Below are 17,301 nucleotides of genomic sequence, written 5' to 3' on the forward strand. Positions count from 1 at the left end.
ACCGCTCCTACGATTTCCGCGCTTTCCTGACCCTCTCGGCATACATCGTCAGCGTCTGTTTTATGACATCCAGCGTCACGGGCTTCGACAGACAGCTATCCATACCGGACTCCAGACACCGCTGCTTCTCTTCAGCCAACGCATTGGCAGTCACCCCGATTACCGGCAACGTTAGCCCTAACTGACGAATACGTTGCGTTAACCGGTAACCGTCCATATTCGGCATGTTGACGTCGCTAAGCACGATATCGATATGATTCTTGCTTAGTACATTAAGCGCATCGACACCATCATTTGCCGTTTTACACTGATAACCCAACGATCCGAGCTGATCGGCTAGTAAGCGACGATTAATCGGATGATCGTCAACCACCAGAATCATCATGTCGTCATTGCTGGTGGAATCTTTGTCCGTCAACGGCAGAACGTTGGCAGGATCATCACTTTCAATTTCTATCCGATAGATACGCGCCAGTAGCACAGGCAGTTCATGCGACGAGGCGACGCTATGCACCCACTCACCGGGCGCTTTCTCCAGCGGAATACCAATATGCCGACGGCAGAACGTCACCACCGCTCTGCCCTGCCATTTTTCACTCAGCGCCTCATCGGTGATCAACACATCCTCCGGTGAGGGTTCCTGACCTTCGTATGTTGTAACGATTACACCACTGCGCTGCAAGCTGGTTTCGATAAACTGGCATAGTGACGCATTACGTACCGCCAACCAGCAGCGTTTACCCGTTAATCCTTCGACACCTTTTTTATGGGGATATTGCGCACCATACAGCGGAATACGTACCGTAAACTGGCTTCCCATACCTGGTTCAGACTCTACCGAGATGTCACCGTCCATCATGCTGATCAGTTTTTCACAAATCGCCAGCCCCAGACCGGTTCCCTGGAAGTTACGCTGTACGCCCGTCCCTACCTGGAAGAAGGGATCGAACAGCCGCACCACTTCTTTCGCCGGAATCCCCACGCCAGTATCGCGAACGCGAATAGAAAGATAATCGCCATCAGCACGGACATGCAGAACAATGCAGCCGGTATCGGTAAATTTAATGGCGTTACTCAACAGATTGGAGATAACCTGCTGTAAACGCATCGGATCGCCGTTTAAAGCTACCGGCACATCCGGTTCAATAAAGCAGTACAAACCAAGCTGCTTTCGCACCACCAGCGGCAAATAGTTGGCGGTGATATGGTTCATCACTTCACGCGGTGAAAACTCACGTGGCTCTATCTTTAACTGTTCCGATTCAATCTTCGAGAAATCGAGAATGTCGCTGATAATTTTCAACAGCAGGCTGGAAGAGTTATTCATTGCCGTCACCAGACGGTCAACGCCTTTCGGCAACTCTTTGGTTTGCAACAGATCCAGGTTACCGATAATGCCATACAGCGGCGTTCGCAACTCGTGGCTGACGGTAGCAAGGAACATCGATTTCGACTGACTCGCCTGTTCTGCTGCCTGCGCCATCTCTTGCAACGACTCTTCCATCTTCACGCGCGAAGAAACATCGACCAGTACGCAAATCGCCACGTTTTCATTACGATAGCGAGAATGAACAAAGCTGATTTGCAGATTAGTATTGTTGCTGGTCAGGACATCGACAAAATTGACCTGCTGCCCGCAGATAATTTGCGTCAGCCGCTGGCGATCCTCATGCGTAAGCATGTTGAGATAGGTATGCGCCAGTTCGTTACTCAAAATATTGACGCCATCAGCGGTACGCAAAATACAGATCCCCACCGGCGCGGAGGCGACAATCTTGCGATTAAACTGCTCGTGTTCTTCCAGTCGCTGGGCGTCACTTTCTGCCGGAATGAAAATACGCCGCTCGTACATCCGCGCGAGTGTAAACAGCGCCGCACCGGCAATAACATTCAGCAAAATAGCGTTAAGTATCAGCATACGAATGCGTTCCAGCACCTGATCTACGGGCACCGAGTAAACGATACTTAACGATGATGGCGGCAGATTTTTCTTCAGCACCAGCTCATGGAAGCCAGGTGTATAACCAAACCAGGAACGTTCCTGCATCCAACGCGGTTCAGCCTCGATTTTGCTTTCTGGTCCGGTCAACGAAATCAGGGTATGACCATTCTCATCAAGGATAGTAACCCCCATCGGTAATGTACCTGGTAAGAAGAAGTTCTCCATCCGAATGGTTTGCTCAACGCCCAACAAAGCCTGCAAACGGTTCGCCAGATACACCGGCGTCAGCGCGTAGAAATATCCAACGCCAGGACGCGGGCCTTCGCTGATCCAATAAAGGTTACTGCCGCTGTCATCCTGCGGAGCATTACGATACTTATTGATGCGTTCATGCAGAGCTTTCAGGGCGGTATCGCGTTCAACCGGCATATCACGCAGGCCAAAGTTTGCCATGCAGAGGTTATCGCTGCCGATCAAAAATACGCGGTTGAGATCGTAAGCTGCAGAGAAATTATCGCGCCAGTAGCGCATAAACCACGCCAGCGACTCCAGAGAGCCGCGCCAGGTGTTACTCATCGCGGAACAGTCGGAATCGGCAAACAATGGTTCGAACACCGGCACATCCGCTTGCGTTTCTCGCCCACGCGGGGAAAGCACGCCGTTTTCTACAGATAAGCGATTTTCAGCAATGTACTTCAGCTCTTTCATCACGTCAGAAGTGCGCTGAATAAACCGCTGAGCCTGATCGGAACTCAGGTTAAATTCCTGACGAATCTCTGATTCTCGCTGATGCAGGGCATTGACGATGTAAAACACTGATGAAAAAGCAATCAACAGCCAGAGCAATAACGCCAATGCTCTGAACATATAGCGCGAGACTTTCAGGGTTGTGCGAAAAGAAGCAAGGTATTTCAAAGGGGCGAAGCTCCGCCTCAGGTGACCGATGGAGTGTGGTTAAGGTAGCGGTAAAAGCGTGCCACCGCAATGTTCTCTCTTCTCGGTAATATGATACACCGCCGAGAAATCATCACCTTAACCCCCAATAATAGTGCTATGCCGGAACAATACTGATGGAGAAAAGGACGCGTAATATGAAATGGATATATCCTCGCCGCTTACGCAATCAAATGATCCTGATGGCAATCCTGATGGTCATTGTCCCAACGCTTACTATTGGTTATATCGTAGAAACGGAAGGACGTTCAGCAGTCTTATCTGAAAAAGAGAAAAAACTTTCTGCCGTGCTCAACCTGCTTAATCAGGCGTTAGGCGATCGCTACGATCTCTATATCGACTTACCGCGTGAGGAGCGTATCCGCGCATTGAATGCAGAGCTTGCCCCCATTACCGAAAATATTACTCGCGCCTTTCCTGGCATAGGCGCTGGTTATTATAACAAGACGCTGGATGCGATAATCACCTACGCGCCTTCATCGCTATATCAGAATAATGTGGGCGTGACGATTGCTGCGGATCACCCTGGTCGCGAAGTTATGCGAACAAATACCCCTTTGGTTTATTCAGGCAGGCAGGTGCGCGGCGATATTTTGAATTCAATGATCCCCATTGAACGTAATGGTGAAGTCCTCGGTTATATCTGGGCCAATGAATTAACCGAAGATATTCGCCGCCAGGCCTGGAAAATGGATGTGAGGATTATCATTGTACTCACCGCCGGTTTGCTGATAAGCCTGCTGTTGATTGTGCTTTTCTCCCGTCGCCTGAGCGCCAATATAGATATCATCACCGATGGCCTCTCGACTCTGGCGCAAAATATTCCCACTCGATTACCACAATTGCCCGGTGAAATGGGGCAAATCAGTCAGAGTGTTAACAACCTCGCCCAGGCACTGCGTGAAACGCGGACACTTAACGATCTGATTATTGAAAACGCTGCCGATGGCGTCATTGCCATCGACCGCCAGGGTGATGTAACCACCATGAACCCAGCAGCAGAAGTCATCACTGGCTATCAACGTCATGAACTGGTAGGGCAGCCTTACTCCATGTTGTTCGACAATACTCAGTTCTACAGTCCCGTTCTGGATACGCTGGAACATGGCACCGAACACGTGGCGCTGGAGATCAGTTTTCCAGGCCGAGACCGCACCATTGAAATCAGTGTCACTACCAGCCGTATTCATAACACGCATGGTGAAATGATAGGTGCTTTGGTGATTTTCTCTGATTTAACTGCCCGCAAAGAAACCCAACGCCGCATGGCGCAAGCTGAACGCCTCGCCACACTGGGTGAGCTGATGGCTGGCGTGGCGCATGAAGTCCGTAATCCGCTGACGGCTATTCGTGGTTATGTACAGATCTTGCGCCAACAAACCACTGACCCAATACATCAGGAATATCTGTCCGTAGTACTCAAAGAAATCGACTCAATTAACAAAGTCATTCAGCAATTGCTCGATTTTTCACGCCCACGCCACAGTCAATGGCAACAAGTCAGCCTCAATGCATTGGTTGAAGAAACTCTGGTACTGGTACAAACCGCCGGCGTACAAGCGCGGGTCGACTTCATAAGCGAACTGGATAATGAATTAAGCCCGATTAACGCCGATCGTGAACTGCTCAAACAGGTACTACTGAATATCCTGATCAATGCCGTCCAGGCTATCAGTGCACGAGGGAAAATTCGCATTCGAACCTGGCAGTACAGCGACTCACAACAGGCCATTTCGATAGAAGACAACGGCTGTGGCATTGATCTCTCGCTGCAAAAAAAGATCTTCGATCCCTTTTTCACCACCAAAGCCTCAGGAACCGGGCTTGGTCTGGCGTTAAGTCAACGCATCATTAACGCCCATCAGGGTGATATTCGCGTCACCAGTTTGCCGGGCTACGGCGCAACCTTCACCCTTATTTTACCGATCAACCCACAGGGAAATCAGACCGTATGACCGCTATTAATCGCATCCTTATTGTTGATGATGAAGATAATGTTCGCCGTATGCTGAGCACCGCTTTTGCACTACAAGGATACGAAACACATTGTGCGAACAACGGACGCACAGCATTACACCTGTTTGCCGATATTCACCCTGACGTGGTGTTGATGGATATCCGCATGCCAGAGATGGACGGCATCAAGGCACTAAAGGAGATGCGCAGCCATGAGACCCGGACACCCGTTATTCTGATGACGGCCTATGCTGAAGTGGAAACCGCCGTCGAAGCACTACGCTGCGGAGCCTTCGACTATGTTATTAAACCGTTTGATCTCGATGAGTTGAATTTAATCGTTCAGCGCGCTTTACAACTCCAGTCAATGAAAAAAGAGATCCGTCATCTGCACCAGGCACTGAGCACCAGTTGGCAATGGGGGCACATTCTCACCAATAGCCCGGCGATGATGGACATCTGCAAAGACACCGCCAAAATTGCCCTTTCTCAGGCCAGCGTCTTGATTAGCGGTGAAAGCGGCACCGGGAAAGAGTTGATTGCCAGAGCGATTCACTACAATTCGCGGCGGGCAAAGGGGCCGTTTATTAAAGTCAACTGCGCGGCGCTGCCGGAATCGTTGCTCGAAAGTGAACTGTTTGGTCATGAAAAAGGCGCATTTACTGGTGCACAAACCTTGCGTCAGGGATTATTTGAGCGCGCCAACGAGGGGACTCTGCTCCTCGACGAAATTGGCGAAATGCCGCTGGTACTGCAAGCCAAATTACTACGCATTCTGCAGGAACGGGAATTTGAACGGATTGGCGGTCATCAGACCATAAAAGTTGATATCCGCATCATTGCCGCCACCAACCGTGACTTGCAGGCGATGGTAAAAGAAGGCACCTTCCGTGAAGATCTCTTTTATCGCCTTAACGTTATTCATTTAATACTGCCGCCTCTGCGCGATCGTCGGGAAGATATTTCCCTGTTAGCTAATCACTTTTTGCAAAAATTCAGTAGTGAGAATCAGCGCGATATTATCGACATCGATCCGATGGCAATGTCACTGCTTACCACCTGGTCATGGCCGGGAAATATTCGAGAGCTTTCCAACGTCATTGAACGCGCCGTCGTGATGAACTCAGGCCCGATCATTTTTTCTGAGGATCTTCCGCCACAGATTCGTCAGCCAGTCTGTAATGCTGGAGAGGCAAAAACAGCCCCTGTCGGTGAGCGTAATTTAAAAGAGGAAATTAAACGCGTCGAAAAACGCATCATTATGGAAGTGCTGGAACAACAAGATGGAAACAGAACCCGCACAGCTTTAATGCTGGGTATCAGTCGCCGTGCATTGATGTATAAACTCCAGGAATACGGTATCGATCCGGCGGATGTATAACACCAAAACTTGCTATGCAGAAATTTGCACAGTGCGCAAATTTCTGCATAGCCGCTCAATCTCCTTCTTAATCTCCATCTAATTTATTCTTTTCTATTCAATAAGTTAAGAAACAACATCCAATATTCTCATTCTGGCACTCCCCTTGCTATTCCCTGACTGTACCCACAACGGTGTATGCAAGAGGGATAAATAATGAAAACAAAATTGATGACATTACAAGACGCCTCCGGCTTCTTTCGTGACGGCATGACCATCATGGTGGGCGGATTTATGGGGATTGGCACTCCATCCTGCCTGGTTGAAGCATTACTGGAATCTGGTGTTCGCGACCTGACATTGATAGCCAATGATACCGCGTTTGTTGATACCGGCATCGGTCCGCTCATCGTCAATGGTCGAGTCCGCAAAGTGATTGCTTCACATATCGGCACCAACCCGGAAACAGGTCGGCGCATGATATCTGGTGAGATGGACGTCGTTCTGGTGCCGCAAGGTACGCTAATCGAGCAAATTCGCTGTGGTGGAGCTGGACTTGGTGGTTTTCTCACCCCAACTGGTGTCGGCACCGTCGTAGAGGAAGGCAAACAGACACTGACACTCGACGGCAAAACCTGGCTGCTTGAACGCCCGCTGCGCGCCGACCTGGCGCTCATTCGCGCTCATCGTTGCGACCCACTTGGCAACCTGACCTATCAACTTAGCGCCCGCAACTTTAACCCCCTGATTGCCCTTGCGGCTGATATCACGCTGGTGGAGCCAGATGAACTGGTCGAAGTCGGTGAGCTGCAACCTGACCATATTGTCACCCCTGGTGCCGTTATCGACCACATCATCGTTTCACAGGAGAGCAAATAATGGATGCGAAACAACGTATTGCGCGCCGTGTGGCGCAAGAGCTTCGTGATGGTGACATCGTGAATCTTGGCATTGGTCTGCCGACGATGGTCGCCAACTATTTGCCAGAAGGCATTCATATCACTCTGCAATCGGAAAACGGCTTCCTCGGTTTAGGCCCGGTCACAACAGCGCATCCAGATCTGGTGAACGCTGGCGGACAGCCATGTGGTGTTTTGCCTGGTGCAGCCATGTTTGACAGCGCCATGTCATTTGCGCTGATCCGTGGCGGTCATATTGATGCCTGCGTGCTCGGTGGTTTGCAGGTAGACGAAGAAGCCAACCTCGCGAACTGGGTAGTGCCTGGGAAAATGGTGCCCGGTATGGGTGGCGCGATGGATCTGGTGACCGGGGCGCGCAAAGTGATCATTGCCATGGAACATTGCGCCAAAGATGGTTCTCCGAAAATTTTGCGCCGCTGCACCATGCCGCTCACTGCGCAACACGCGGTGCATATGCTGGTCACTGAACTGGCTGTCTTTCGTTTTATTGACGGCAAAATGTGGCTCACCGAAATTGCCGACGGGTGTGATTTAGCCACCGTGCGTGCAAAAACCGAAGCTCAGTTTGAAGTAGCCACCGATCTGAATACGCAACGGGGTGATTTATGATTGGTCGCATCTCGCGTTTTATGACGCGCTTTGTCAGCCGGTGGCTTCCCGATCCTCTGATCTTTGCCATGTTGCTGACGTTGCTAACGTTCGTGATCGCGCTTTGGTTAACACCACAAACGCCGATCAGCATGGTGAAAATGTGGGGTGACGGTTTCTGGAACTTGCTGGCGTTTGGTATGCAGATGGCGCTGATCATCGTTACCGGTCATGCCCTTGCCAGCTCCGCTCCGGTGAAAAGCTTGCTGCGCACTGCCGCCTCCGCCGCAAAGACGCCCGTACAGGGCGTCATGCTGGTCACTTTCTTCGGTTCCGTCGCTTGTGTCATCAACTGGGGATTTGGTCTGGTTGTCGGCGCAATGTTCGCCCGTGAAGTCGCCCGGCGAGTACCCGGTTCTGATTATCCGTTGCTCATTGCCTGCGCCTACATTGGTTTTCTCACCTGGGGTGGCGGCTTCTCTGGCTCAATGCCTCTGTTGGCTGCAACACCGGGCAACCCGGTTGAGCATATCGCCGGGATTATCCCGGTGGGCGATACTCTGTTCAGTGGTTTTAATATTTTCATCACTGTGGCGTTGATTGTGGTGATGCCATTTATCACCCGCATGATGATGCCAAAACCATCCGACGTGGTGAGTATCGATCCGAAACTACTCATGGAAGAGGCTGATTTTCAGAAGCAGCTACCGAAAGATGCTCCACCATCCGAGCGACTGGAAGAAAGCCGCATCCTGACGTTGATCATCGGCGCACTCGGTATCGCGTACCTGGCGATGTACTTCAGCGAACATGGCTTCAACATCACCATCAATACCGTCAACCTGATGTTTATGATTGCGGGTCTGCTGCTACATAAAACGCCAATGGCTTATATGCGTGCTATCAGCGCGGCAGCACGCAGTACCGCCGGTATTCTGGTGCAATTCCCCTTCTATGCTGGGATCCAACTGATGATGGAGCATTCCGGTCTGGGCGGACTCATTACCGAATTCTTCATCAATGTTGCGAACAAAGATACCTTCCCGGTAATGACCTTTTTTAGTTCTGCACTGATTAACTTCGCCGTTCCGTCTGGCGGCGGTCACTGGGTTATTCAGGGACCTTTCGTGATACCCGCAGCCCAGGCGCTGGGCGCTGATCTCGGTAAATCGGTAATGGCGATCGCCTACGGCGAGCAATGGATGAATATGGCGCAACCGTTCTGGGCACTGCCAGCACTGGCAATCGCCGGACTCGGTGTCCGCGACATTATGGGCTATTGCATCACTGCCCTGCTCTTCTCCGGCGTCATTTTCGTCATTGGTTTAACGCTGTTCTGACGGCAACTCTACAGACAGAAGGAATATAAAATGAAAAATTGTGTCATCGTCAGTGCGGTACGTACTGCCATCGGTAGTTTTAACGGTTCACTCGCCTCCACCAGCGCCATCGACCTGGGGGCAACAGTAATTCAGGCCGCCATTGAACGCGCAAAACTCGATTCACAACACGTCGATGAAGTGATTATGGGTAACGTATTGCAGGCCGGACTGGGGCAAAATCCGGCTCGTCAGGCACTGCTAAAAAGCGGACTGGCAGAAACGGTGTGCGGATTTACGGTCAACAAAGTGTGTGGTTCGGGTCTGAAAAGCGTGGCGCTTGCCGCCCAGGCAATTCAGGCTGGTCAGGCACAGAGCATCGTAGCGGGTGGAATGGAGAACATGAGTTTAGCGCCCTATTTACTCGATGCAAAAGCACGCTCTGGTTATCGCCTGGGAGACGGACAGGTTTATGACGTGATCCTGCGCGATGGCCTGATGTGCGCCACTCACGGTTATCATATGGGGATTACCGCCGAGAACGTGGCCAAAGAGTACGGAATTACCCGTGAAATGCAGGATGAACTGGCACTAAACTCACAGCGTAAAGCGGCAGCAGCCATTGAGTCCGGTGCTTTTACCGCCGAAATCGTCCCGGTAAATGTTGTCACACGGAAGAAAAACATCGTCTTCGAACGCGATGAATTCCCGAAAGTAGATTCTACTGCAGAAGCTCTGGCTGCATTGCGCCCGGCCTTCGACAAAGCCGGAACGGTCACCGCCGGGAACGCGTCTGGCATTAACGACGGGGCTGCCGCACTGGTGATTATGGAAGAATCGGCGGCGCTGGCGGCAGGCCTTAAACCACTGGCGCGCATTAAAAGCTATGCCAGCGGCGGCGTGCCCCCCGCATTGATGGGTATGGGGCCAGTACCTGCCACGCAAAAAGCATTACAACTGGCGGGGCTGCAACTGGCAGACATTGATCTCATCGAAGCCAATGAAGCATTTGCTGCGCAGTTCCTTGCCGTTGGGAAAACTCTGGGCTTTGATCCTGAGAAAGTGAATGTCAACGGCGGAGCCATCGCGCTGGGGCATCCTATCGGCGCCAGCGGTGCACGTATTCTGGTCACGCTATTACATGCAATGCAGGCACGCGATAAAACGCTGGGTCTGGCAACACTGTGCATTGGTGGCGGTCAGGGAATTGCGATGGTGATTGAACGGTTGAATTAACGAACAAAAACGCCCGATAGCGAAAGTCATCGGGCGTTTTCTTAAACATCGACAGTGAAAGTCACCTCATTAATTACCAGTCAAAACTTTTCACCAGCGTCAGTTCACCAGCATTACGCATCGGGACAACAAAGGTTTCCTGTTTCTCATTGACCGATCCTTCATCGGTGATCAGCGTCAGTTGGGCAGTCGTCAATTCCGTTTCGCTGCGCCCGCCATAGTAGTTGATATACACCTGATAGCGCCCGTGAATCGGCGCTGGCATGGCGAAAATCTCTGGACCGTACCCCGTCGTGACATCCATATCCAGTGCGCCACTGTTTTTCAGCACCGTGTTACCGTACCAGGCGTGTTCGCCATCAGGCGTAACGACATGGAGATCGAGATCGGTATTATCCGTATCCCACGAGAGAACCAGCCGTAAACGTGCACGAATCGTTCCTGTACCCGGCGTTGAGTAAAACTGCATTTTTTGTCGGCTTTGCCCATCCGGGCTGATGACCTGCACGCTGTTGCTGCCTTCGGTGAAAATATAAGGGCGCGCAAATGAACCATCGGATTCAATTCTCTGCGGCATACTGGCGCCGTTAACTACTATTCGACCCTGCTGGGGTTTACCCGCAGAAGCGTAATTTTTTATTTTGCCACGGATCTGCGCTGAGATATTTTGATCATCGGCCATATTGACGGACGACGCGGGGTAATTAATCGATTGTGAAAAATTGGCATCTTCACCCTCCGCCGGATGCCAGCCAGAGAGCGGCGCATCAATCTCGACTTCCTGCACACCTTCGCCGTGAGCAACAGGAGAAAGCGCCACCAGTAACAACGGAAGAAAAATCTTTCGCATAGCATTAGTCCATTAATAATTGTCGGGTCAGCGTTTCGATATACGTCTCATCCAGCCCGGTGGGATAGCCATCAAAGGCCAGATGCAGATACTCGTGGGTTAAATCAAGCCGATCCTGAAGCGTAAAGAAATTACGAATAAACAACCGTTTCTGCTGCCGATCGGTATAGGGGAAACCTGAGACTAAACGGCAGACCGCAAACACGTCTGGTTGGTTGTAACCCGTCTCGCCTTGTAACACACGACGCCACTGCGGCATTTTTTTCGCCAGCCAGGCTTTCGCTTTGGGTAATAACTGGCAGGAAGAGCGTGGCGCTCCCCAGCGGCTAAGGCTGTTGTCGGGATAAGCAAAGGCAAGTATCTGGTCGTAACGTTCGCCCTGCCCCGCCTGGGCGGTGGCTTGCCGCCAGGAGAGCGTACCTTCGGTAGCGCGACTGCCGTGATAATGAACTGGATCGCCCGCATAGATGAGATCCTGCGTCCAGGCGGTCATTGTCCGCGCCCCCGTGATGGCTGGCGAAGCAGAAACACGCTGCGTGGCGCTGCTGTCGGGGATGGTCAGGCAATCACCTTCCCGATTGGCGTTTTGCTGTAAAAAAGTGCGAATCGCCACGGTCATGGCTTTCGCAGCCTCTGGAGGCGTGCTTTTCGCCTCGCGATCCAGAACTCTGGCAACGTACTCTTCACGATCGATATGCGACTGTAATTTCAGTTTGCCCTTTTCGCTCAGTAATGACGTCTCTCCGTGGCTGGCAAACGTAATGTGGTTACCATTGGCAAACGTCACACGATAGCGCCCATTGAGCACGCCAGGCGATACGGACTTTGTGCTTTTCTCCTGGGTGACTTTCTTCAAAGGATAACGTGCAAACAGATCAACCTGCACACACTGCCCGCTGGTAACTTGCGTTGGTACAGGCAAAACCTGATTAAGCACCGTCGCATAACGGGTCAGTACCGTTTTACTGGTGCCGCTACCGGCTACCCACAGCGGTGTACCATCGGTTAACCAGCCGGCAAAGCCCCCCTGGCGGATTTCCTGCTTATCATCGGCAAACCAGCTCCAGGTTTTCACCCGTACCCGACTACCGAGCATGGACGCGACACCGATTTTCGCATCGTCCAGCACCACATCCAGTAAGATTTCCTGAGCTTTGTTTTGCGCGGGTAACGTCGCTAATGAATCAAGTAGCGATTTAACCGTTACCGAGGTTTCTGGCTTCAGCGTAGATAGAGATGCCAGCCACGCTGGTGCCTGACGCTGTTGCCAATATTGCCGCCATGCATCCGCGCCAATATGCAACCGTTGCGGCGCAAAATAGAGTCCGCAGGAACGTACCAGTGCGGTATCACGCGTTATGCTCTCCCCTGCCTGACAACAATAAACCTCTTCCGGGGAGTTACCGCGACACTGGTAGGGCTGCTCCGGTTGCTGAGTATCCTCCAGCCAGGCGTAAACATACAGTTTCCACAAACTCCCTAACGGTGTGGTGAGCGTGTCAGGTAACGTCGTGACTTTTGCCACGCCTGACGGAGTAAGCTGATACAGTTGGTCATGCTGCGCGCCCCGCAGCGCCAGTTGTAGCGGCGTCTCCTCCGCAAGCGTTGGCAGAGTAACCAACGCCAATAGCCAGACGATTCTGCGCCAGTTCACTTATTTCACCTGCATCCCGGTCCATTCGCTCCCTGCCGCAACGCTTTGCTGTGCAGGCGCATAGGAACGCACATAACGAGCAGGCGGCAGAACGAATTGCCCTTTTTGCGAGAAGCGCAGCAAATGACGAAAAGTGACCGTTCCCGTCAGTTCTTTCACCGGCACCATATAGGCCAGCTCGCCCATTTCATTACGCGCTTTTTCCAGCAACTGCCCCTGCTGTTTCACAGCGTTGGGTTTATTGACCGAAATGCCCCACGTTGTCCGTTCAACATCGGCTCCCGGCGGCAGCGGTACTTCTACCTGACCGTAGCGCAGAGATGCATCCTGCTCGTTGGTAAGCGTTACCTCATCAAGGTACAGCGCGTCGCTGTCGATCTCATTACCGGTCACCGGCTGCAGAGTAAAGCTCATCTCTTCTTCACCAGGGATAAGCCGATACAACTGGCGTTCAACGGTCACCGGAATGTTACTTTGTTGAGCCGCTTTTGCCGGTTCACGCCAGCGGACCTGCACGTTTTGCGGCGATAATTCGTCACCAAAAGAGAGAATGTCCGGCACGCCCTGACCAACCCAACGCCAGTATTCGCCCCCTCCGATTAACTTATGTTTGGCCCATGCGCCCGCAGGCGCAGGTAACACAACCGGAGGCATCGTCGCCATATATTTCGCCAGCCAGTTCATGGCCAGTGCGCGTTCAATAGTGGATTGCTCAGCGGTCAAACCACTTAAAATGGCGGCCGCCTGGGTGGTGTCGCCACCGCTATTGAGCAGCACAACCGTGTGCGCCAGCGGCTGGTTGCTATTTGCTGCCTTATCCCACGCATATTGCTGAACCTGTGGCATCACAGTGGACTTCAACTGCGCTTTTTTCAGCAACGTCATGGTTAAAACGTTAGCAACCGCATCTGCCAGTGGAGATTCCGGTGTATCGAGGATCAGGCTGTCATTGATATCGCTGGTGTCTTCCTCAGAGAAATCTTCAGTTTTAGTTCCGCGCCGGGCGATAGCTTCATCCAACCCTTTCAACAACGTTTTGCACGGCAGATTCATCTCCTGCGCCCACGCCAGCACCAGCGCCCGATGCAGTAACGGCATGTTATCCGCCTGCTCCGCGTAGCTGTCGAGCATATGCTGCCAGTATTCCGGTTGTTGCGTTACGCCAAGCGCCTGGCTGGCCTGCCAGTCGGCATACCATGCCCATGCCGTCAGGAAGGCATCGCCATTGCCATCTTCACCCCACCAAGTAAAGCGCGCTCCGGGCCCCGCCAGTTGCATCAGCCGCAGACGGTTATCCTGAATCATCTGACGAATGTCGTTAGCGGCGGCACTTTGATGATCGGCAAGCGAACGCCAGGCGAGACTTAGCGGGATCAGACGGCTACCGGTGTTGATCACGCCGCCCCAGGGTTCATCGACTAACGCATCAAGGTTATTGCGGAAAATCTCTTGCGGCATTTCACTACTTTGTAGCCGGATGTTACTCGCCTGCTCGGGCAACATCAGCGCGTTATCGCCACCGCCGAGCATGACGTTTTTCTGCTGTTCAACGGACCAGGTGTTATCAACAAAAGACAGTTTTGTGCTAATGCTGTCCTGCACTTGCCCATTTTGTTGCAGCTCTGCGCTTAACAAACCAGATTGCAGAATGTTCTGCCCCAGCGAAATATAGTTCGCCCCTTTGTGCAGCGTCAGCGTCTGACGCATCTCAGCGCCCGCAAATTTACTCACCAGTTCCACAGGTTCGTTATCCTGCTGGCTGAAGATAAACAGCCCTGCCGCCGGTTTGTCGCCCAGACGATATACCGTTGGCATACTCCACTTCATGTAGAGATTTTTTTCCGAACGCAGATAAGCACGCCCCTGCCCAACCAGCCCGTCGCCGTTCATCCCTCGCGCGGTAATACGCCATCGGGTTAACGAATCAGGCATCAGGAACGTGAAATACGCTTTGCCTTGTTTATCTGTGGTTAGCGACGGCAACCATGCAGCGGTATCAACTTCTTCGCGTCGTGGACGTTCCAGCATTTTTACTCGCCGCTCGCTGCGGTTAGTCGCGCCAGGCGCAATCGGCTCGCTGGAGAGCGCCTGGTCGTAGCTGATAAATGACAAGCTAGAACTGGTGCGCACATTGTTACGCCCCAGCGGATAGAAAAATTTGCCGATATTCGGCGCGATTTCCGGTTGCAGCGCGTAGATCATTTCATCGACCACGCCAACCGTTAGCTGCGCGGAAACAGGTTTCCCCTTCAGTAACGAGGTTAATTCAACATTGACCAGTTCACCTGGCTGGTAATGGGTTTTGTCCGTTTTCACCCGAATATCCAGCTGGGGAACGGCAACTTTGATCCCGGCATTCTGAAAACTGTACTGACCGTTACGGGTATACAGCACCGAAAAAGTGATGTTAGGCGCAAAGGAATTGCTCACTGGAACCCGGGCTTCATACTGGGTATCGTTTAAACGTTGTAGCGTTAGCCAGTTTGCCGGATGCGAAAGCAGCGACTGCTGTTCCACGCGATCGCGTTCCAGCGTCAATAATGCTTCATCAATTGGCTCCGGAAAGGTAATCAGCATCTTCGCGGTTTCACCTGGCTGGTACAGCGTTTTATCCGCCACGATATCTACCGTACCAGTATGCGCCGTGCTGCCCTTACCGCTGACGGCATGACTTAACCCAGCGAGAATTAAGCCGTCTTTATCGCGTAATGTCAGATTGTAGTTGCCAGGTTTATCGAAATTGACGGTAAAGGATTTGCCGCCTGACGGTAGCTCTCCGCTATGGCTCGTGCGGTCTTCGAGACGCAACCATTCATACGTAACAGGAACCTGTTTTGAGGCTTCCAGCGCGCCATAACGAAAAACAACCGGCTCGCCGCTATTACTGTATTGCGCGGCGGTGCTTAGAGAGTAATGCGCAAGACCGCGTTCAATGAGGATCTCTTTGGTGGTGGTGACACGATATGCCGCGCCGTCGCTGGCGGAGACAGTCAGTAAATAGCGGCTCGGTTTATCGGCGGCGGGAAGGTTTAACGCCACATTGCCTTTATCGTCCGAAACAGCATCGCTACCTTCCAGCGACACCGGGAAACGTCCGGCATAACGCAAATCGTTACCAACCATCGAAAGTTGCTGAGCGCGCAAACTTAACTGCACGCGGGCATCTTTTACCGGTTCGCCATCCGGGTAGAGTAGTTGCAGTTTGCCGCTGACCGCTTCGCCAGTTTTAAACTCTTTTTTGTCGAGAGCTAAACCAATCTCGAAATGTGGCTTTATATAGTTGGCTACGCGAAAACTACTGCTATAGACCTGATTGCGGTAAGCAAGACGTAACTCATAACCTCCGGCAACGGCATTTTCTGGCAGGCGGAAACTTCCCTGCCCGCCATTGCGCGCATCCAGCGTGACATTGACGGTTTGCAACAGGCTGCCGTTGGCGTCCAGCACCGAGAGTTTTGCCGGGGCGCTGACGATGGGCGATGAATGCAACGGGTCGTGGAACTCGCGCCCCATCACTTTAACATCAACACGGTCGCCTGCCCGATACAGCGGGCGGTCGGTAAAGATATACAAGCGGGTGTTGTAGATTTCGCTTTCGTAGAAGAAGTTCTCGGAGACAAAAACGCCGCCTTCAGCATCTTTACCCAGAATGTATGAACGTTCCGGCGATATATGTTGTAACTGCAAGGTGCCACTATCATCAGTCACACCACGTGTCATCACGCCAAGACCGTCAGTCCACAGAACTTCCGAACCAGGTTTAGCTTCACCCCGTTTTTTGCCAGCGGTCCATACCAGAAGCTCGTTGCCCGATACTTTACTCAGCGCCACGGTATCGGAAACAAACACCACCGTTGTCGCCCGATACCCACCTACCATTGCCTCGACGAGGTACAGTCCCGGCTCTTGTTTGCCGAGAGGAATATAGATGTTGCCCGGCTGCGGCGAGATGAAATTGCTGGATGCGCCTTCCAGTTTTACCCCTTGCTGCGGCTCGACCGGTTTTGCCTGCCATAGCGGATAACGGAATTGCTCCACCAGCGGGTATTTTTTCAGTGGTGAAAACTGAGTGTTTTGCACGTAACGGGAAGGTTTAATGATGGCATTGCCGAGCTGTAATTCGGGTAACGCCTGAGTCACATTCTGCCGTGACTGATAAGAAAAAGTACGCTGCATCACGCGACGAGATTTGCCGTACCAGTTATCCCACAGCCAGGTCAGCGTATTGTTCAGCCCGTCGCCCAGATATTGCGGTTGCACCACAATGCGATGCAGGTTTTTCTGCTGGCGCAAAAATGCCATCGGGTCAGGAATACGATACAGGCGAATGTCCACGCCGCCGTACTCTTCCATCTCATAACGCCGATAATCACGCCCCGGCGCTTCCAGCCGCACTTTCGCCTCTTCACTGCTGCTAAAACTGCTGTCAGCGAGCAAAAAGAAAGTTCCTCCGGCTGGCGGCGCATAGCTACTGGAAGGAAGCGAGTCATCAGCATTAGCAATTCCCGTCCCCACAAGAGAC

At 52.2% G+C, this 17,301-nt stretch carries 10 protein-coding genes; 6 read left to right on the top strand and 4 right to left on the bottom strand.

All coding sequences use genetic code 11. The annotated features are described in order from the left end of the window. Nucleotides 1–7 precede the first annotated feature (7 nt). Nucleotides 8–2,857 carry a two-component system sensor histidine kinase RcsC gene (rcsC, locus tag HEM79_RS06865; RefSeq protein ID WP_176242263.1) on the bottom strand — a complete coding sequence of 950 codons (2,850 nt, stop codon included), beginning with the start codon at nucleotides 2,855–2,857 and terminating at the stop codon, nucleotides 8–10. 176 nt (nucleotides 2,858–3,033) lie between these two features. Here rcsC and atoS point away from each other — a divergent pair, with 176 nt between their 5' ends. The 6 genes from atoS to atoB all read left to right on the top strand — a co-directional run bounded on the left by atoS (nucleotide 3,034) and on the right by atoB (nucleotide 10,275). Next, the gene (atoS, locus tag HEM79_RS06870; RefSeq protein ID WP_176242265.1) at nucleotides 3,034–4,851 is read left to right on the top strand and encodes a two-component system sensor histidine kinase AtoS; all 1,818 of its coding nucleotides are present in this window, start codon (nucleotides 3,034–3,036) and stop codon (nucleotides 4,849–4,851) included. Continuing rightward, on the top strand, nucleotides 4,848–6,233 hold the full coding sequence (gene atoC / locus HEM79_RS06875; protein ID WP_176242267.1) for an acetoacetate metabolism transcriptional regulator AtoC: 1,386 nt from the start codon (nucleotides 4,848–4,850) through the stop codon (nucleotides 6,231–6,233). Before atoS ends, atoC begins: the two co-directional genes overlap by 4 nt. A gap of 195 nt (nucleotides 6,234–6,428) precedes the next feature. Then, a complete protein-coding gene (gene atoD, locus HEM79_RS06880; RefSeq protein ID WP_176242269.1) occupies nucleotides 6,429–7,091 on the top strand; it encodes an acetate CoA-transferase subunit alpha in 663 nt (220 codons plus the stop codon). Further along, nucleotides 7,091–7,741 (top strand): acetate CoA-transferase subunit beta, encoded by a 651-nt coding sequence (atoA, locus tag HEM79_RS06885; protein ID WP_000339061.1) that lies wholly within the window; start codon nucleotides 7,091–7,093, stop codon nucleotides 7,739–7,741. The genes atoD and atoA overlap by 1 nt, the downstream gene beginning before the upstream one ends. Beyond that, nucleotides 7,738–9,060, top strand: coding sequence for a TIGR00366 family protein (locus HEM79_RS06890; protein ID WP_176242271.1), 1,323 nt, complete (start codon nucleotides 7,738–7,740; stop codon nucleotides 9,058–9,060). Before atoA ends, HEM79_RS06890 begins: the two co-directional genes overlap by 4 nt. 30 nt (nucleotides 9,061–9,090) lie before the next feature. Continuing rightward, entirely contained in the window at nucleotides 9,091–10,275 is a 1,185-nt protein-coding gene (atoB, locus tag HEM79_RS06895) for an acetyl-CoA acetyltransferase (RefSeq protein ID WP_176242274.1), read from the top strand. Nucleotides 10,276–10,348: 73 nt separating this feature from the next. Here atoB and HEM79_RS06900 read toward each other — a convergent pair whose 3' ends face one another. Genes HEM79_RS06900 through HEM79_RS06910 form a run of 3 tightly spaced genes read right to left on the bottom strand, consistent with a single transcriptional unit; the run spans nucleotide 10,349 to nucleotide 17,294 of the window. Further along, nucleotides 10,349–11,125, bottom strand: coding sequence for a YfaP family protein (locus HEM79_RS06900; protein ID WP_176242275.1), 777 nt, complete (start codon nucleotides 11,123–11,125; stop codon nucleotides 10,349–10,351). Between the two features lie 4 nt (nucleotides 11,126–11,129). After that, nucleotides 11,130–12,779 carry a YfaQ family protein gene (locus tag HEM79_RS06905; RefSeq protein ID WP_176242277.1) on the bottom strand — a complete coding sequence of 550 codons (1,650 nt, stop codon included), beginning with the start codon at nucleotides 12,777–12,779 and terminating at the stop codon, nucleotides 11,130–11,132. Continuing rightward, nucleotides 12,780–17,294 carry an alpha-2-macroglobulin family protein gene (locus HEM79_RS06910; RefSeq protein ID WP_183082700.1) on the bottom strand — a complete coding sequence of 1,505 codons (4,515 nt, stop codon included), beginning with the start codon at nucleotides 17,292–17,294 and terminating at the stop codon, nucleotides 12,780–12,782. Nucleotides 17,295–17,301 lie beyond the last annotated feature (7 nt).

Source organism: Escherichia sp. 93.0816 (genome assembly GCF_013368855.2).
Lineage (GTDB): Bacteria > Pseudomonadota > Gammaproteobacteria > Enterobacterales > Enterobacteriaceae > Escherichia > Escherichia ruysiae.

Coding starts and splice junctions, on each gene's coding strand:
- atoS (WP_176242265.1), top strand. CDS start 3,034: ATGAAATGGATATATCCTCGCCGCTTACGCAATCAAATGATCCTGATG.
- atoC (WP_176242267.1), top strand. CDS start 4,848: ATGACCGCTATTAATCGCATCCTTATTGTTGATGATGAAGATAATGTT.
- atoD (WP_176242269.1), top strand. CDS start 6,429: ATGAAAACAAAATTGATGACATTACAAGACGCCTCCGGCTTCTTTCGT.
- atoA (WP_000339061.1), top strand. CDS start 7,091: ATGGATGCGAAACAACGTATTGCGCGCCGTGTGGCGCAAGAGCTTCGT.
- HEM79_RS06890 (WP_176242271.1), top strand. CDS start 7,738: ATGATTGGTCGCATCTCGCGTTTTATGACGCGCTTTGTCAGCCGGTGG.
- atoB (WP_176242274.1), top strand. CDS start 9,091: ATGAAAAATTGTGTCATCGTCAGTGCGGTACGTACTGCCATCGGTAGT.
- HEM79_RS06900 (WP_176242275.1), bottom strand. CDS start 11,125: ATGCGAAAGATTTTTCTTCCGTTGTTACTGGTGGCGCTTTCTCCTGTT.